This is a genomic window from Flavobacterium sp. B114r (assembly GCF_056824125.1).
Genome location: NZ_CP124858.1, coordinates 1,728,446 through 1,747,814, shown reverse-complemented (window position 1 = coordinate 1,747,814; position 19,369 = coordinate 1,728,446). Strand labels below are relative to the sequence as shown.

At 34.9% G+C, this 19,369-nt stretch carries 14 protein-coding genes, 1 pseudogene and 1 riboswitch; all 15 genes and pseudogenes read right to left on the bottom strand.

Going from position 1 to position 19,369, the window contains the following annotated elements; translation table 11 throughout:
• Positions 1 to 19 precede the first annotated feature (19 nt).
• Positions 20 to 2,368 carry a TonB-dependent receptor gene (locus QLQ94_RS07715; protein ID WP_482499456.1) on the bottom strand — a complete coding sequence of 783 codons (2,349 nt, stop codon included), beginning with the start codon at positions 2,366 to 2,368 and terminating at the stop codon, positions 20 to 22.
• Between the two features lie 287 nt (positions 2,369 to 2,655).
• Positions 2,656 to 4,066: pseudogene (locus QLQ94_RS07710) on the bottom strand (pyridoxal phosphate-dependent decarboxylase family protein).
• 110 nt (positions 4,067 to 4,176) lie between these two features.
• Complete coding sequence (locus QLQ94_RS07705; protein WP_271338535.1) at positions 4,177 to 5,400, bottom strand: dicarboxylate/amino acid:cation symporter; 1,224 nt, start codon at positions 5,398 to 5,400, stop codon at positions 4,177 to 4,179.
• Between the two features lie 182 nt (positions 5,401 to 5,582).
• On the bottom strand, positions 5,583 to 6,236 hold the full coding sequence (locus QLQ94_RS07700; protein ID WP_271338534.1) for a class I SAM-dependent methyltransferase: 654 nt from the start codon (positions 6,234 to 6,236) through the stop codon (positions 5,583 to 5,585).
• A 243-nt stretch (positions 6,237 to 6,479) separates the two neighbouring features.
• Positions 6,480 to 7,436, bottom strand: coding sequence for a methylenetetrahydrofolate reductase [NAD(P)H] (metF, locus tag QLQ94_RS07695; protein ID WP_271338533.1), 957 nt, complete (start codon positions 7,434 to 7,436; stop codon positions 6,480 to 6,482).
• Between the two features lie 99 nt (positions 7,437 to 7,535).
• Positions 7,536 to 10,211 (bottom strand): methionine synthase, encoded by a 2,676-nt coding sequence (gene metH, locus QLQ94_RS07690; protein WP_271338532.1) that lies wholly within the window; start codon positions 10,209 to 10,211, stop codon positions 7,536 to 7,538.
• Between the two features lie 470 nt (positions 10,212 to 10,681).
• On the bottom strand, positions 10,682 to 11,614 hold the full coding sequence (locus QLQ94_RS07685) for a tetratricopeptide repeat protein (protein ID WP_271338531.1): 933 nt from the start codon (positions 11,612 to 11,614) through the stop codon (positions 10,682 to 10,684).
• An 11-nt stretch (positions 11,615 to 11,625) separates the two neighbouring features.
• A complete protein-coding gene (locus QLQ94_RS07680; protein ID WP_271338530.1) occupies positions 11,626 to 12,630 on the bottom strand; it encodes a homocysteine S-methyltransferase family protein in 1,005 nt (334 codons plus the stop codon).
• Positions 12,631 to 13,021: 391 nt separating this feature from the next.
• Positions 13,022 to 13,135, bottom strand: a riboswitch (SAM riboswitch).
• A 339-nt stretch (positions 13,136 to 13,474) separates the two neighbouring features.
• Entirely contained in the window at positions 13,475 to 13,834 is a 360-nt protein-coding gene (locus tag QLQ94_RS07675; RefSeq protein ID WP_271338529.1) for a TfoX/Sxy family protein, read from the bottom strand.
• Between the two features lie 49 nt (positions 13,835 to 13,883).
• On the bottom strand, positions 13,884 to 14,177 hold the full coding sequence (locus QLQ94_RS07670) for a type II toxin-antitoxin system RelE/ParE family toxin (RefSeq protein WP_427402152.1): 294 nt from the start codon (positions 14,175 to 14,177) through the stop codon (positions 13,884 to 13,886).
• Complete coding sequence (locus QLQ94_RS07665; protein ID WP_213294915.1) at positions 14,168 to 14,395, bottom strand: hypothetical protein; 228 nt, start codon at positions 14,393 to 14,395, stop codon at positions 14,168 to 14,170. The genes QLQ94_RS07670 and QLQ94_RS07665 overlap by 10 nt, the downstream gene beginning before the upstream one ends.
• A 116-nt stretch (positions 14,396 to 14,511) precedes the next feature.
• Entirely contained in the window at positions 14,512 to 15,564 is a 1,053-nt protein-coding gene (locus QLQ94_RS07660; protein ID WP_427402151.1) for an NAD(P)/FAD-dependent oxidoreductase, read from the bottom strand.
• Between the two features lie 149 nt (positions 15,565 to 15,713).
• Entirely contained in the window at positions 15,714 to 16,295 is a 582-nt protein-coding gene (locus QLQ94_RS07655) for a precorrin-2 dehydrogenase/sirohydrochlorin ferrochelatase family protein (protein ID WP_427402150.1), read from the bottom strand.
• A gap of 208 nt (positions 16,296 to 16,503) precedes the next feature.
• Positions 16,504 to 17,280: a uroporphyrinogen-III C-methyltransferase gene (gene cobA / locus QLQ94_RS07650; RefSeq protein WP_427402149.1), complete on the bottom strand. Its 777-nt coding sequence runs from the start codon at positions 17,278 to 17,280 to the stop codon at positions 16,504 to 16,506.
• Positions 17,273 to 19,363: a nitrite reductase gene (locus tag QLQ94_RS07645; protein ID WP_427402148.1), complete on the bottom strand. Its 2,091-nt coding sequence runs from the start codon at positions 19,361 to 19,363 to the stop codon at positions 17,273 to 17,275. The genes cobA and QLQ94_RS07645 overlap by 8 nt, the downstream gene beginning before the upstream one ends.
• Positions 19,364 to 19,369: the final 6 nt, after the last annotated feature.

Genomic DNA, 19,369 nt, shown 5'->3' with positions numbered 1-19,369 from the left:
GGTTATTATTAAAATTTAATTACTGAAGAAAGTATCTGAACTTAACAGAGAAAGCACGTCCTGGTTTTTGAACTTTAAAATAGTCGTACACTTTTACGTCTGTAATATTTCTGCACTCAAAAGCCAGATTGTATTTCCCATTTAAAAAAGAATAAGACACCATCGCGTTTTCTGTAAATTGTTCAGGAATTGCTCTTTTAGTTTCCAATGAACCTAATACCGGCCAGGTCAGGTAAAATGCATCTATATAATTGGCACTCACATTAAGAGAAAGCCTATCGTCTTTGTACTTGATATTTTTAAAATTAAAAGTCAAATCTGCATTTCCGTAGAAGATTGGAACGTTTGGTAACTGCGCGTCATAAAGAGCATCAGGACTATTTGTTCCTGTTTTGTACTTGTTTTTGTTCAGACTTTTTTGGTAGGTACCATTTACTTCAAAAGTCACTAAATCTTTATATCCATATCTTAAAACTCCATCAATACCTGTAATTTGTACATTTTGAAGATTTTCATAAACCGTTCTGTCTCCGTCTTGTTTTTCTCTGATAAAATCTTTTGCTTCTCTATAGATTAAACTCGTTTCTGCACTAAACTGATTCTTGTTTTTCTGAGTCAAAAATGCCAAACCTAAATTAGCATTATCACTACTTTCAGGTTTTAATCCTATATTACTGTTTACGGTCAACCCATCTCCCAACATCTCTACAGCCGACGGCAAACGATAAGCATGTTCATAAGATCCTTTTATCTGAAATTTGTCTGATAAACGATAAGCTGCTGTAGATCCGTAACCATAATTTGTCGATGAAGTAGATTGAGTTACATTATTAGCAATCATTTCAGTAGTTAAACCAAACATTTTTCCAAAAGCCGTAATCGCTAATCGATTGTCTAAACCACTAAAATTGTAGCCTAATCCTAAAATGTTTTTATTAATTGTTGGCTCGCCAAGATCAACTATTGTTAAATACTCATTCGTTGCTTTACGCTTATATCCCAAATAGGAATAATTTATTGCCAGAGAATGCTGGTCATTTAATTGGTATTTCAGGTTTGTATTTACTTGTGCATTTTCTTCATCGTAGACGTACATTGTTTTATTTCCTAATTCTCCTTTATCATTTGTTCCTGCAAATTGTCTGTAGACATAATTTCCTGTCCAGTCATAAACCCGGGAAGAAGTATCTATAGAACGACTGTTTACTAAAGCGTAAGTCGAATTAATATTTACCGATAATCCTTTTGCAAAAAGGTTGTCTTTTTTATATTTTAAAGAGGTAATAAAACTGTTACTATCTGTAAAGGCTTGTCCAACGACTTTTTGCATGGTTCTTCCTTGCTGAATATCTTTTTTGTTACCCGCCATAGCAAAACCAACAAGCAAATAATCTGCAAAACTTCTGTTCTTGAATCCTGCTTCTGCCATTATAGTTCCCGACTTATAAGCATCGTGAAAGTGTTTGTATTTTTGTTCCGGTAAAAACTTCGATGTGTTTTTATCTACAATACTCACATCTACTTTATAATCATTGTCTGAGTAATTAGCGAAAGCATTAATGTTGGCAATAAATCCGTCGCGACCAGAAAACCTCGTATTAATTGCAGCTCTGTGCGTATTAAATGAACCATAACTATATGATGCGTCGATATAACGATTCACATTTTTGTTGGTTACAATATTAACTGCACCACCAAGAGCATCTGCACCTAACTCAATAGGAATGACCCCTTTGTAAACATCGATTCTTTCAGCCATATTTACCGGAATATTATTCAGTGTAAGAGCTGAGCCATAACTATCCATTGGCACTCCATCCAGAAAAAATTTAACCTGATTTCCTGAAAATCCATTTAATGAAAAATTAAAGGCAGATCCCAATCCTCCGTATTCACGAATACGAACTCCTGTTGTTTTATTCAAAACCTGATTTAAATCGGCTGAGGTATTGTAGATTTTTTTCAGATCTACCGAAGTAATATTATAAGCCTGTTCGCGGGCTCTCTGAACTTTAGATTTTCCTGTTACAGCAACTTCACTTAAAGCGGCCATATCCTCTTCCATTGTAATATTCTGAGTAGGTTTTCCACCTTGTTTCAAAGAAACTGCTGCTGCTGTTGTTTTAAAACCAACATTGGTAATTAATAAAATGTAATCACCTGTTTCTGCACTAATCCTATATTCCCCTTTACTATTTGTTAGCGTAGCATAAGTTGTTCCTTTAAACGATACTGAAACACCTTCAGCAGGTTTGCCAAGATTTGTTAAAACAACTCCGGTTAGGTTTACTTTATTTTTTTGTGAATATCCTTGAAGCGAAGTAAAGACAATCGTGATCAAGAGTAATAATCTGCTTATTTGCATCATTTAAATTTTTGATTTGAAAATTAAATTTGCAACAAAATTAGCTACTCAGAATAGTTTTTCCTAACTATTTTTAATTATTCTAAATAAGAATATTAATTAACTTTAAAAGAGAGATATTTGTAAAAAAAATTGACAATCTTAATAAATAATTAAATTAAACTTAACATTTGCTTAATTTTTATTATTAATGAAGTTAAATCTCAATGCATCACTAAATGCAAAAAGATAAAAAAACATAAAAAAAGCCCGCTTACAGTATAAGCGGGCTTCAAAAAATTTGGTCTATTTTATATGTCTAAATCTAAAATAGTCTCTTTGAGTTCTTCTATTATAATTTTTATGTCATTTTCTGTCGTACGCCAGTTTACAAAAGAAGCCCTGATACCTTTACGATTTTGATATACAGTTGGGGTCATAAAAACTTTTCCCTTATCATTTAAACTGGTCAAAAACTGACTTACATTTTGCTGATTATGATCTCCTTTCAAAGTAAAACAAACATTATTCAGCCGAATTGGAGCCAGAAGTTCAAAATTATCCTCTTCAATAAGTTCATTTGCAAAATGTAATGCCAATGCTGCACTATCCTCGACAATATCCTGAAACCCTTCTTTTCCGTAGGCTAATAACGAAAACCAAACAGGCAAAGCTCGTAAACGACGAGAATTTTCAGGCAGTACATTTAAGTAATTAAAATTCTCTAACGGATTTCCTAAATAAGGCGCATTTGAATTTTGGAAAGTTTCTATTTGAAGATTCATATGTTTTTCCTTAATCAGATAAAAAGCACTTTCATAAGGTACATTGAGCCATTTATGACAATCGATAGTGATGCTATCTGCACCTTCCCAGCCTTCGACAAGATGTTTGAATTTGTTTGAAACAGCAGCAAATCCACCAAAAGCAGCATCAATATGCCACCAAAAAGTATATTTCTCCTTTAGTTTTGCAATGGCTTCAAAATCATCAAAATCTGCAGTATTAACCGTTCCGGCACTTGAAATCAGAATAAAAGGTTTTCCGTTTAAATTTTGAATATTATGTTCTAAATCAGCTATATCAATTGCTTCACGATTGCCTTCAATAGTTTTAATTGTTGTATAATTATTACTTCCAATACCTAACATCGACAATGTTTTTATAGAAGAAGAATGTGGTGTAGCAGTCAGGATATTTATGGTTTCAGTTATTCCGTTTTTTGCAAAATCTTTTCCTAATTGTGCTCCAAACCCATTGTCTTGCTGTTCCTAAACAAGTAAAATTTGACATTGTTGCCCCTGTTACAAAACCACCTGAAAATGTTTTTGGCAAGTCTAACAATTGTAATAATAAATTTATAGTTTCAAATTCTATCAAGGCCGAAACTCCTCCCTGAGCATGTACAGCCTGCGTATTTTGATCATATACTGTTGCCAGCCAATCGCCCACAATCGACGCTGGTGTTGAACCTCCAGTTACAAATCCTAAATATCTAGGCCCAGGAGAAGCAACTATCAAAGGCAATAATCTTTCTTTAAATTCTTCTAGAGCAGCCAAAGATCCTAAACCTAATTCGCTTAAATTTCGAGTAGGGTCAATTCTATTTTTACTTGAAGTAGGAATATTTTCAAGATTATTAAGGAAATCTAATCCTTGTTGTTTGGCCTGATTAAGTATGTTTTCAAGATCATTTAGATCATGTTGAAGTATTGAATTCATTTTAAATAAATTATATATGCTTACTTCAAACCACCTGTAGAAATTGCCCACAGATGATACAGATTAAGCGGATTAATACTGATTTTTATTGTTGAGGTATAATTAGTTTTTTACCACTTCGTTTTTTCCGAGAACCGAGAGACCATCATAGAAGAAATCACATCGCCATTAGCATTTAATAAAGTAGCAATTGGGTCAACGAGAGTTCCAAGGATCATAGCTACAGGCAAAGCTTGTTCCATTGGTAATCCGTAAACGGTAATGGCTAAAACTTCTCCAATATATCCGCCATTTGGGATTCCTCCTTCGACAATCGAAACAATTATCGTAATTCCTAATGCTAAAAGTATAGTTGAAGGTTCTGTAAAATCTTTGCCAAACATGGCAAAAAGAAACGTAATTTTTAAGATAGAAGACATGCTTGAACCGTCTTTATGCAAAGGCGCCCCTAGTGGAATAACCAAATTGCGGACATGTTTTGGGATACCCATTTTTTCAGCTGCATCGAGGTTCGCCGGAATTGTAGCAATGCTGCTGCAAGTACCTATTGCGGTTAATGAAGGCGTAATGTTATTGCTCCAGAAAACGACAAAAGCTTTTTTACCTCCTGCTAATAAAGCATACAAACTAAAAAACACAAAGAAGTAAAAAATACAAGCAACATAATAAACACCTAACGGCTTGGCGTAAACTCCAAATAATTGTGGTCCGTAATAACTAACCTGATAAGCAAAATAAGCTCCAAGGCCAATTGGTGCTAATTTCATAATCATGTTCAAAAGCTGTTTCATGACCTCATTTCCTGAATCCAGAAAACTTTTGAAAGTATTGCCTTTTTCTCCAGATTGCAAAGTTGCAAATCCAATCAAAAATGAAAAGATAATAAGTGCCAACATACTTTTTCGCGATAACAATTCATAGAAATCATTGGTCGTAAGCAATTGGGCAATTTGATCACCAACACTTCCGGATTGGATATTCTCCAACGGGATTTTAGTAATTATAATATTTTCATGAATAGGAAATAGGGAAACAGCTATAATCATTACGATTGCTGAAATAAGAAGTGTACCTAAAAAAACGGCAATCATTACAACAAACAATCTTCCTAGTTTTTCTGTTTTCTCCAAATTAGCAATTGAAGAAGTTATAGTAAAAAAGACAAGCGGAATAATTGCTGTAAAAAGTAAGTTCAGAAATATATCTCCAACAGGCTTTATAACAGCAACTTTTTCTTTAAAAACTAATCCGAAAATGCTTCCTATTATGATACCGCCTAAAAGCAATAATACACTACTATAACTTTTTAGAAAATTGATTTTTTTAACCTCCATAATTTAATCGTATTATAATTTGGAATAAAGAAACGCAAAATAAAAATCAATTAAATTACTAAAAAAAAAGAGTACTATTTTTTTTTTGCCACAGATTAAAAGGATTTCAATTCATGATTTCTACCAACATTTAGTGCCTAACTGCACAAAGAAAAGGCTTTGATCCTTGATTCGTATGATCACTACTTTTCTAAAACCAAAGTTGTAAAAGCCCTATCGACCAATTCGCCGGTTTTGCTTTTTACTTTCTCTGTGAGCGTTTCTTTGTTGATGATTTTGAAAGATGTTTTCTCAATTAAAATTTCAGCTTTTTCTGTGCTGTAAAGTTCAAATTCAAATTGAGTAAAAGGAAGTTGTTTCATAAAACTTTCTTCGGCAAAAGTGATACACAAGATTCCTTTTGGCTGTAAAACCCTGTAGATTTCCGAAAGCAATTTTTCAGGTTCCTGCCAGAAATAAATGGTGTTTACTGTAAATACTTTATTGAATAAATTTTCTTCAAACGGAATTAGATTTCCGTCATAAATCGAAAAGAAAGCTTGTTTTTGAGAAACATAATTTCTGTTGATCTGGCGTGCTTCCTGAAACATTAATTCAGACATTTCAAGTCCGTAATATTTAATGTTTTCAGCCTGTTCGAAAATGAATTCTACGTGTCCAGCGTTACCGTGACCTAATTCCAGAATTGTATTTGCTTCTTCTATATGTAGATTCTGAATCGAATGATGCGTCATGTTGATGTTGGTTTCATTCATCATGTTTGCCATTTCGATTCCCTTTTCTCCCGTTGGATGCTTGAATTGAGAAGCTATTGCTTGTAATTCTTCTTGTTTCATAAAATTTTAAATTCCAATTAATCCCGATAGCTATCGGGACCAAATTCCAAACTGTATGTCATTGCGAGGAACGAAGCAACCGCATTGATAATAAATCCCGTTATTCTCAAAGTTTTGTCATTTCGACGAAGGAGAAATCACACACGAAACTCCGTACCTAGAATCACCAATCTTTGTCGATCTTCTAGTGTGATTTCTCCTTCGTCGAAATGACAATATTGTGGAAATATCACACAAAAACTCTTAAAAAAGATGGCTCGCAATCTGACGAATATTCTCTGATTTCCCCATTGAATAATAGTGCAAAACAGGAACTCCGGCAGCTTTTAATTCTAATGATTGTTGGATTGCCCATTCGATTCCTACTTGTCTGATTTCTGCATTATTCTTGCATGAATCAACAGCATGAATTAAATCTTCTGGTAAATCAATACGGAAAATTTGAGGTAAAACCTGTAAATGCCTTTGAACCGCAATTGGCTTGATTCCTGGAATAATAGGAATTGTGATTCCCATTTCTCTGGCTTTTTCTACAAACTTGAAATATTTTGAGTTGTCGAAAAACATTTGTGTTACCACATAATCAGCTCCGGCATCTACTTTCTCTTTAAGTCTTTTTAAATCTGATTGTAATGATGGAGATTCTAAATGTTTCTCAGGATAACCTGCAACCCCAATGCAAAAATCAGCTTTGTTATCAGCATCCATGACTTCGTGAAGGTATTTTCCCTGATTCAATAAACTGATTTGTTTTACCAAATCAATCGCATAGTCATTTCCTCCAGCTTTTGGAATAAAATATTGTTCGTCTTTCATAGCGTCACCACGCAAAGCCATAATATTGTCGATTCCTAAGTAGTTACAATCTACCAAAAGATATTCAGTTTCTTCTTTGGTAAAACCTCCGCAAAGTACGTGAGGAACGGTATCTACGTTATATTTATGTTTTATAGAAGCGCAAATTCCAAGCGTTCCAGGACGCATACGAGTTAGCTTTTTGTCCAAAAGTCCGTTGCCTTTATCTATATAAATATACTCCTCGCGAGAAGTCGTTACATCAATAAACGGTGGTTTAAACTCCATCAACGGATCTATATTATCGTATAATTCCTGAATGCTTTTCCCCTTTTGAGGCGGAATAATTTCAAATGAGAATAATGTATTTCCTTTGGCGTTTTCTATATGTTGTGTTACTTTCATAGTCAGCCCCCTAACCCCCGAAGGGGGAATTCCTGAAAGGGGTCATCAGGTTTGTGTTATTTTATTCTGCCTTTCTCTTCCCCCTTCGGGGTTAGGGGGCTAATCTGCTATATTAGGGTTTAGCCATTTCATGGCTTTATCTGTTGAAATGCTTCTGCGTTTGGCGTAATCTACTACTTGATCTTCTTTTATTTTCCCAAGTCCGAAGTATTTACTTTTTGGATTCCCGAAATAATATCCTGAAACTGAAGATGCCGGCCACATTGCCATACTTTCTGTTAAGGTTACTCCAATTTCCTTGTCTACATCTAAGAGTTTCCAGATTGTTGGTTTCTCTAAGTGATCCGGACATGCGGGATAACCTGGCGCAGGACGAATTCCTTTGTAATTTTCTTCGATCAAATCTTCTGTCGAAAGTGATTCTTGAGGATCATAACCCCAGAAATCCTGACGTACTTTTTCGTGCAGATATTCCGCGAAAGCCTCAGCAAAACGATCCGCTAATGCTTTTACCATAATCGAATTGTAATCATCCAGATCTTTTTCGAATTCGGCTGCCCATTCGTCAACACCAAAACCGGTTGTAACACAAAATGCTCCTATATAATCTGTAATTCCTGAATCTTTTGGTAAGATAAAATCAGACAAAGCGATATTTGGTGCTCCTTTTGTTTTTTGTGATTGCTGACGAAGCGTTAAGAATTTCTCCAACACTTTTCCGTTTTCATCACGCAATTCGATATCGTCATCATCGATTTGATTCGCAGGGAAAATTCCGTAGATACCTTTTGCAGTTAGTTTTTTCTCTGCTAAAATCACTTTCAACATTTCCTGTGCATCTGCAAAAACCGAAGTTGCTTCTTCACCCACAACCTCATCCGTTAAGATTGCCGGATATTTCCCAAACAATTCCCATGTTCTAAAAAAGGGTGTCCAGTCGATATACGGAACCAAAACATCTAACTCTACTTCAACAATTTGTTTACCAATAAATTTTGGTTTTGTTGGCGTGTATTCAGCCCAATCCAATTGTAATTTGTTTTTACGTGCTTGTTCGATCGTCAGGAAGTTTTTATCTCTCGAACGATTCAAAAACGTTTCTCTAAACGCATCATAGTCAGCACGAATATCACTTGCATATATTTTTCGGTTATGATCTAATAGATTTCCTGCAACCGTAACGGCACGCGAAGCATCGTTTACGTGAATTACAGTTTCTCTATATTGAGGCGCAATTTTCACGGCAGTATGCGCACGCGAAGTGGTTGCTCCACCAATCATAATCGGAATTTTAATTCCTTGTTTGTCTAATTCTTTGGCCAGATACACCATTTCGTCAAGCGAAGGCGTAATTAGTCCGCTTAAACCAATAATGTCAACATTATGTTCAATAGCTGCCGCAATAATTTTTTCCGGAGGCACCATAACACCAAGATCTACAATCTCATAATTGTTACAGGCCAAAACTACCGAAACAATGTTTTTACCAATATCGTGAACGTCACCTTTTACGGTTGCCATCAATATTTTTCCATTTCCAGATTTGTCACCGGCTTGTTTGCTTGCTTCAATGTAAGGTAACAAATACGCCACGGCTTTTTTCATTACACGTGCCGATTTTACTACCTGAGGCAAGAACATTTTCCCGCTTCCGAATAAATCTCCAACGACATTCATTCCTGTCATCAAATTGATTTCGATAACTTCAATAGGTTTTACGGCAGCCAAACGCGCTTCTTCAACATCTTCTTCAATAAAAGCATCAACTCCTTTTACCAATGAATGTGTTATACGTTCCTGAACCGTTCCTAAACGCCATTCCTGAATCGCTTTTTCATCTGATTTTACTTCGCCTTTTACGTTTTCAGCAAAGTCTAATAAACGTTCTGTCGCATCATCACGTCTGTTTAAGATTACATCTTCAACGTGTTCTAATAAATCTTTTGGGATATCATCGTAAATCGAAAGCATTTCCGGATTCACGATTCCCATTGTCATTCCGTTCTGAATTGCATGGTATAAAAACACGGAGTGCATCGCTTCACGAACGTGATCGTTTCCTCTAAAAGAGAACGAAACGTTACTTACTCCACCGCTAATATGTGCATGTGGCAAGTTATCACGAACCCATTTTGTACCTCTAAAAAAATCAATCGCATTCAAACGATGTTCATCCATTCCGGTCGCAACTGGAAAAATGTTCAAATCGAAAATAATATCCTGAGGTGGAAATCCAACTTTATCGACTAATATATCATACGACCGCTGACAGATTTCAACTCTACGCTCAAAATTATCGGCCTGACCTACTTCATCAAAAGCCATGATAATAGCCGCAGCTCCGTAGCGCTTGATTAATTTTGCGTGATGAATAAAGGCTTCTTCTCCTTCTTTCAAAGAGATCGAGTTTACAACGCTTTTTCCTTGTACTACTTTTAGACCTGCTTCAATGATTTCCCATTTCGAGCTATCGATCATAATCGGCACTCTCGAAATATCCGGTTCTGATGCTATTAAATTCAGGAATTTTGTCATTGCCTGAACACCATCAAGCATTCCCTCATCCATATTAATATCGATGATTTGTGCTCCACCTTCTACTTGTTGTCTTGCAATATCAAGTGCCTCGTCATACTTCTCTTCCTTGATTAAGCGAAGGAATTTTCTTGAACCCGTAACATTCGTACGTTCTCCAATGTTTACAAAAACACTAGTTGGCGTAATAATCAACGGTTCTAATCCTGCTAATACAAGGTCTCTTCTTTTTTCTGCCATTTCTTTTTAAGTTACTGAGTTCCTAAGTTGCTTAGGTTCTGAGTTTTTCAATTCTATTTTTATAAGGTTTTAAGGCCTTTTATCTTCATTATATCTTTTTGGGCGTGTTTCGCCGCGGCGAACCGGGCTATCCGTTACAAGTCCTCGACCAATTTCGTTATCACTACATTGATCTTTGGGCTTTTCACTTCTATCCCTCACGCAATCTCGGTTTCATAAAAAAATTATGATTCTCCGAGATTTTAATTGTCTTTTTTCTTTTGCTAGCGCGAGCGTCACGCTCGTGCACATTTCAATTGTAAATTTTAAAATCTTATAATAATATCTTTCTTTGCGTGCACGAGCTAGAAGCTCGCGCTAGCAGAAGTTTTTTGGTTTCAATATATATTTCTCAAAATTCTTGGAGAAAATAAATATTGAACAAACAGTAATTAATTATATTACATTCACCTATTGGTTTAGTAATTTATTCAATTACAAATTGCTTTTACTGCTTCACTTGAAGATTTTCCTCCTAATTTTTTTCCTTTTTGAAAATCAGAACAAGCTTCCTCTTTTTTATTTAATTTTAATTTACTCAACCCTCTATTATGATAAAACTCTGCACGATCCGGACTTTGTTTAATCGCTATATCATAATAAACAATTGCATCATCGTATTTTTCTAATTTAGAAAGTGCATCTCCTTTAGCAGAATAAGGTCTTGAAAAGTCAGGTCTTAATTCACTCGCTTTACTAAAATCACTAATAGCTCCTTTATAATCTAAATTATTATATTTAATCAGCCCTCTATTATAATATGCATTGGTAAAATCTGGATTAAGTTCAATTGCTTTATCATAATCTGCTATTGATCCTGTAGCATCACTGGCATTATACTTTACAATTGCTCTGCTATAATATAAATCAGCGTCTTTATTACTAAACCCAATTGCTTTATTATAATCAGTTATCGCCCCACCGTAATCATTAAACTCAGCTTTGGCTGAAGCTCTTTCAGAATAATACATATCAGGAAAATTGGTTAAATCATCATTATTTAATTGTATAGCTTTATTTAAATCATTTATTGCTTCTTTATAATTCTTTAGAAATTTATTTGCTATTCCTCTATTAAAATATGCATTTATATATTTGGAATTAAGTTCAATTGCCTTATTATAATCAACAATAGCTTCTTTATATTGCTCTTTTTTCGCTTTTATAATACCAATCCCACAATATGCTCTTGAATAATTCGGATTAATTTCTATTGCTTTATTATATTCAATAAGAGCATTTACATAGTCCTCTCTTTCGTAGCTTTCCTTTCCTTTTTCAAAATGTATCTCTGCAGTTTGCGCATAAAATTTCTCAGTTGCAGCAAAAGAAAAGAAGACTAATAGAAATAGAAATACTCTCATAGTTATAATTATTATTCAAATACCGGCGCCACACGTGGCTTATAATCCTTCGCAACTTCAGCAATTAATCGAATATGATCCGGAGTTGTTCCGCAACAACCACCTATAATGTTGATTAAATTATCATCTAAATATTCTTTAATGAAAGCCTGAGTTTGTTCCGGGGTTTCATCATATTGTCCGAATGCGTTTGGTAAACCTGCATTTGGGTGTGCCGAAACATTAAAACTAGTATGTTGTGCCAATGTTTTTAAGTATGGTTTCAATAAATCGGCTCCAAGAGCACAATTGAATCCTACGCTTAATAACGGAATATGCGATACTGAAATCAAAAACGCTTCTACCGTTTGCCCGGAAAGTGTTCTTCCTGAAGCATCTGTAATCGTTCCTGAAACCATGATTGGAATATCAATATTTCGGTCGTCTTTTACTTCTTCAATTGCAAAAAGTGCTGCTTTGGCATTTAAAGTATCAAAGATGGTTTCTACCAATAGTAAATCGCAACCACCATCCATTAAAGCTTCTACTTGTTGTTTGTAAGCAATTCGCAAATCATCAAACGTTACGGCTCTATAACCCGGATCGTTTACATCCGGGGACATACTTGCGGTTCTGTTTGTTGGCCCAATTGATCCCGCAACGAAACGTGGTTTGTTTGGGTTTTTGGCTGTAAATTCATCAGCTACTTCACGGGCAAGTTTAGCCGATTCGTAGTTTAATTCGTAAACGTACTCTTCAAGGAAATAATCGGCCATACCAATTGTGGTTCCTGAGAATGTGTTGGTTTCTACGATGTCTGCACCCGCTTCGTAATAAGCGGCGTGGACATCGCGAATGGCTTGTGGTTGTGTTATGGATAGTAAATCGTTGTTTCCTTTTAACGGATGCGGAAAATCTTTGAAACGCTCTCCACGAAAATCTTCTTCGGAGAAATTATAGCGCTGCAACATGGTTCCCATTGCTCCGTCAAGGATTAGGATATTTTTTTTAATTGCTTCCTGAATTGTTATTGCCATGACTTTCATCTTTTAGCTACTAAGACGCTAAGGCGCTGAGATGCTAAGTTTTTTATTTAATTATAATCTTTATCTTGAATATATAATACCTAACAGGTTTTTGAAACCTGTTAGGATACGCTGTTTTTATTCACATTAATTCCAAGAATTCACTATTGATGACTATCTAGCCCCGATTACTTCACTTAATTTCTATTTTCATAGGAGTTCACTGAACTCCGTTTGAAGTGGAAATCCTTTTGCTTTTTTCTTTAAAAAGCAAAAGATTGCAACGAAAATCGGGAACGATTGACAGAAAAAATGCGTCAATGATTCGCTCATGATACTGAATTCAGTAAAATAATATTGTATGGTTGTCAGGAAGTGTTTTGAGAAATACTTTTATGTATTTGTGTTATCTATCTTTGATACTAAGAATAGTATAAAGTAGAATGTAGCACCTTCTTTATGATAAAGGGTTGCTAAGGTTTCATTGGGTCTTTCCCTCCGCCTTTCGTGATAACTTTCAATAAATTTAAGAACAGTGCAAAGTAAAGACATAGACTCAACAATTGCAAGTGTTTTTTAAAGTTTCTAAGGTGCTAAGATTGTGAGGTTCTAAGTTTTTTTTTAAGTGGCTAAAGTTCTAAGATTTTAAGGTGCTGAGTTTACTACTTTAGGTGTATTAAGCTCTGGAAGAATGTAATATTTCTAGCTTTAGATTCTTCATTCAACCAAAGCTACCGCGATATGTTATTGTCGTATCAATATATCACCCCGATGGGGTTTATTTCCATAAATATCGTTAATTCTATAAATATTACATCCCGCCGGGATTTATTTATATTATAAACAATTTCGGTTGTTACTTTTTCTTACTTGCTTTTGCAATGGGATTAAACTCTAAACAAATCTGTAGCCAAAACTCTAAATCCGGATTTCTCTGCCAGCCATTTTCTGTGACAAAAATATAGTTTTTCATTGGCCTTTCGGCATTTGGCATTGGTATAATATCATCTCTTTCTAAAGCATCTTGGTAAGCTTTATCATCGATTCTGCAGAGTAAAAGATTTTCTCCTGTTTGTTTGTCAAGTCGAGTTCCGCAGCATAATTTTTTATCTACCATGAAAACAAGGCCACCAAACATTTTCTTTTCGAAAAAGTCAGCTTCTTTGTGCTGGAGAAATGTTCTTATTCTTTGTGCGTTATTTTCGTCAAAAGCCATTTTTTTTGAAGGTTCTGAGTTGCTAAGATTCTAAGTCTAGAATTCAACTTTAGTGTTTCGGCTTTTGTTTTGTTCCTCTAAAATTGATAATCTCAATAAGATTGGATTCCTTATTTATTCTATAAACCAAATAGTTGTTTTTGTCTACAATTGCTTTATACAAAGATTCGCTTTTTTTGGATCTTGGGAATTGTTCGGGATTAAGGTTAATTTGATTAATAACTTGCTGAATTTTATTCTCTAAGTTTAAAATTTCCTTTATCGTCCATTTTGCTTCCAAATAATCAACAACTTTATTAAAACCTTTAACTGCTTGCGCTGTCCATATAAATTTTAGTGCCATTTAGAAAATCTTTTCATAACATCTTCATGGCTTGTAAATTCGCCTTTTTCAGCCTGATCTAGTCCAATTTGAATTTCAGCTTTCTCAGATTCTGATAACTCATCATACCAATTGTTTTGATTTTCTTTCAGAATTAATTCCAGTTTTTCTAAAACGCTTTCATCCTCAACCTTAACCAGCTCTTGAATAAATTGATATTTTCTAGCTTCTAAATTCATGATACTCAAAATTTATATATTACAAAGATACAAATAAAAAAAGCTCAAACTGTATTACAAGTTTGAGCTTAATATATAAAAATCTTAGCGTCTTAGTATCTTAGAACCTTAGCAACTTAGACTATCGCCTTAACAACCGCTTTTGGCGCTTCTTTACGAGTTCCGTCGAAACCATCTACACCAGAAACTGTGGTATATTTAAGTACGTATTTTTTACCCGGATTGATGATTCCGTATGCTGCCTGACACATTAAAGTCGCTTCGTGGAATCCACAAAGGATTAATTTTAATTTTCCAGGATATGTATTGATGTCTCCAATGGCGAAGATTCCAGGAATGTTCGTTTGGTAATCTAATGCATTGTTTACTTTGATCGCATTTTTCTCGATTTCTAATCCCCAGTCGCCGATTGGACCTAATTTTGGCGTTAATCCGAAAAGTGGAATAAAGAAATCTGTCTCGATTTTGCGGTGTGCTCCGTTTTCTTCGATATCTAACGATTCAACGTGCTCAGCACCATTGATTCCGATTACTTCTGCAGGAGTAATTAGTTTAATTTTTCCGGATGTTTTTAATTCCTGTACTTTTTCTACTGAATCAAGAGCTCCTCTAAATTCGTTTCTACGGTGAATTAAAGTTACTTCTGAAGCTACATTGGCAAGGAAAATACTCCAGTCTAAAGCTGAATCTCCTCCTCCGGCAATTACAACCCTTTTGTCTCTGAATTTCTCCGGATTTTTGATGAAGTATTTTACTCCTTTATCTTCATAAAAGTCGATATCTTCTATAAGTGGTTTGCGTGGTTCAAAACTTCCTAAACCTCCAGCGATAGCAATTACCGGTGCGTGAAATTTAGTTCCTTTATTTGAGGTTACAATGAAACTTCCGTCTTCTTGTTTTTCGATTGTTTCAGCACGTTCTCCTAATGTATAACCTGGCTCAAATTGCTTAATTTGCTCTTGTAAGTTATCTATTAAATCTCCTGCTAAAACTTCCGGGAAACCAGGAATATCATAAATAGGTTTTTTTGGATACAATTCTGAAAGTTGTCCTCCTGCTTGTGGTAAAGCATCTAAAATATGACATTTTAATTTTAATAATCCTGCCTCGAAAACGGCAAATAAACCTGTTGGTCCTGCTCCAATTATAAGTATATCTGTTTTAATCATTATGGTTGTTGTTTATAATCATTCTTAATAATACAAAGAAACAAATAATTTATTCTTCTGCCAATGATTTTTGTCATTGATTTCTTTGTGTAATTTTTCATCGGGTTAAACACGAAGCTACAATATGAATCGTCCCCCCGGACTTTTTGTTATTCTTTATTTTTCAATGAATCCGTAATCTCGTTCATCTTTTTAACCTTGTCTTCAAAATCACCTTTTAGTGTCTTCCTGTATTCATTGAGGTTTTCGACCATTTTGTTGATATCCTCCGGAATTACATCTTCAAAAAACTCACGAAGTCTTTTTGCTGTTGTTGGTGATTTTCCGTTGGTCGAAATGGCAATTTTTACATTTCCTTTTGTTACAATTCCGCCTAAATAATAATCACATAAATCTGGCGTATCGGCAATATTGCAAATTAAATAACGTTTTCTGGATAAATCATATACCCTTTTATTGACTTCCAAATCATCGGTACAAGCGATTACCATGTGGCGTTTTTTGAGCATCTTTTTCTTAAACTTCGCTTCCGTCAATTTGATTGAAGGATGATTTTCTGCTAAAACTTTAATTTCTAAATGAAAATCAGCTGCTACAACCTCAACATTTGCATTTGGACTCGACTTTAGTAAAAAAGAAAGCTTTTCTAATCCTACATTTCCTCCCCCAACAATTAAAACATTCAGATTGTGAAGTTTTAAGAATATTGGATATAATTCGTTCTGTTCCATTTTAATTTAATTTCATTGGATAAAAAATCCAATTTACATATTTATTACATGATTTTAATTACCATGTCGATATGTTTTTGCGTACATCGGGTTAAAACCCGACGCTACAATATGAATCGTTCCTCCGGAACTTTATTGACTGATTGATCATCTTTGTCAACATCGGGTTGAAACCCCACGCTACAATATGGATCGTTCCGCCGGAACTTTATCTTGCAATTTCTTTTGATAGAAATTCTTCGTAAAAGCCCTTTAATTTGTTGCTTTCGCGGACAACTTCTCCTAGAACAATAATTGCTGGTGAACTCAATTTCTTTTGTTTTACAACTTCTAAAATCGAATTTACTGTTCCAACGCCTACTTTTTCTTCGGATGTTGTTCCGTTTTGAATGATCGCAACGGGTAAATTGCCTTTATTTTCTTTTTGAAATAAATCTATAATCTGAGGCAATTTGTGCATTCCCATCAAGATAACTACTGTTGCAGATGATTGTGCTGCCAAAGCTACATCTGAAGATAATTTTCTATCTGAAGTTGTGCCTGTAATCGCCCAAAAACTTTCTGAAACTCCTCTTTTGGTAATCGAAATTCCCTGACTTGCCGGAACTGCCACTACCGAAGATATTCCTGGAACAACTGCCGTTGGTATTCCGAAACTTTCTATGAATTCTATTTCTTCGCTTCCACGCCCAAAAATAAACGGATCTCCGCCTTTTAAACGCACTACATTTCCATAAGTCAATGCATTATCCACAATTAACTGATTGATTTGATCCTGCGTATAAGCGTGATTTCCTATCTTTTTTCCAACAAAAATTTTGATGGCATTTTTAGGTGCGTGTGCTAATATTTCGTCATTGGCCAATGCATCGTACAAAACCACATTCGCTTCAGCAAGGGCTTTTACGGCTTTCAGCGTAAGCAAATCAGGATCTCCGGGACCTGCGCCAACTAAAGTTACTTTGGGTTTTATTATATTATGCATTTGCTAATTCTTGAGCTCTGTATTTTTCTATAGTATAAAAAAATGAAATCCCTTGTTGAATGTATGCTTTCGCAAATGCTTCTGAAGGCTCCGTTGTATTGATTTGATATACTAATTCTCTAAATGATGTTGATAATTGAATTTTATCAGTTGCAATGAAAACGGTGTCGAATAAATCTACAATTCCTGCGTGATTATTTGTTTTTTCGTTTTCGGAAAGTAATAATGCTTTTGCACCATTTACAAATCCTGCGTAAGCGTGATAAATTGCATCTGACCATTTTCCTTCGTCGAATGATTCTTGTGCGAATGTCAATTTGTCTTTTGCTTCTAATAATAAAGTAGCAACCAAGTCGATCACAACTCCCGCACATTCTCCTACTCCAACTGCTTTTACGTAGTTGTCAGCATTTCCCCAGTCTACAAAATCAGCTTCGGTTAAATTGGTTACATCTGCGAAAGGTTTTAAAATTTCATAGAAATATTTCTCTCCTTTTGCGTCATAATAATTAAGGAATTTTTCTCCGTTTGCATTCGCATCAAAATCATTTAAGATCGTACGCAATGCATCTGGTCCTCTACGGCTTGGGATTTTAATTACTTTATCTGCAAAACGTCCTGAACCGTTTCCTAATCTTCCTCCACCTAATAAAACCTGCAATGCCGGAGCTACTAATTTTCCTGAATTGATTGACATTCCCTGAAAACCTATTGCAGACATATTATGTTGCCCACAAGCATTCATACAACCCGAGATTTTAATCTCGATTTCGCGGTTGTTTAAGTATTGCGGATATTCTGCATTCAGCACTTTTTCTAATTCTTCTGCAATTCCTGTACTACTTGCAATTCCTAAATTACAAGTATCTGTTCCTGGACAAGCTGTAATATCTGCTGTAGAATTATATCCTAAATCAACAAATCCCAGTTTTTCCAATTCCTGATAAAAGAATGGTAAATTTTCATTTTTTACGTGACGAATTACAATATTCTGACGCAATGTAAAACGCAATTCATTTGCGGCGTAATTTTTTATTAAATCAGCTAATAATCTTGCTTTATCAGTATAAAAATCCCCTAATAAAACTTTGATTCCAATAGCTGAATAACCTGCTTGCTTTTGAGCAATTACGTTAGATTTTTTCCACGTTTCATAAGCTGCCGTATCATCAATTGTTACTGATGGAACTGGTAATAATGTTTCCGGAATTGGAGCTTCAAAAGCTGTTGTATCTATTTCGTAAGATTCAAAAGCTATTGCTTTTTTCTCTTTTTCAACCAAATCCATGAAAGTGTCTCTTCCTATTTCTTTGATTAAAAATTTCAAACGCGCTTTCATTCTTTTTGCACGTTCTCCGTATCGGTCAAAAATACGAATTACACCTTCTGCTGTTGGAATGATTTGGTTTGCCGGAACAAATTCTGAAAGTAATTCAGCATGTGCCGGTTGAGATCCTAAACCTCCTCCTAACATGATTTTGAAACCACGAACTCCATCAACAATTTTTGGAATAAATCCTAAATCATGCAAATAACTCAAAGCGGTATCTTCATCTGATGATGAGAACGAAATTTTAAATTTACGTCCCATTTCCTGACAAATTGGGTTTCTTAATAGGTATTGAAACAAAGCATGTGCATAAGGCGAAACATCAAATGGTTCGTTTACGTCTACACCTGCTAATTCGCTTCCTGTAATATTTCTTACGGTGTTACCACAAGCTTCACGCAAAGTAACATCGTCTTTAGCCAAATTTGCCCAAAGTTCCGGGGTTCTGTCTAAACTTACATAGTGAATCTGAATATCCTGACGTGTTGTAATGTGCAAACGTCCTGTAGAATATTCATCAGAAACCTTAGTAATACGTACCAATTGCTCGCTGGTTACTTTTCCGTAAGGCAATTTAATACGAATCATTTGAACGCCTTCCTGACGTTGTCCGTAAATTCCACGTGCTAAACGAAGACTACGAAAACGCTCATCATCAATTTTTCCTCCACGGAATAAATGAATCTTTTTTTCTAAATCGATGATCTCTTTCTGAACGATCGGATTTTCTATTTCTGTTCTAAAACTTTCCATTTGTTT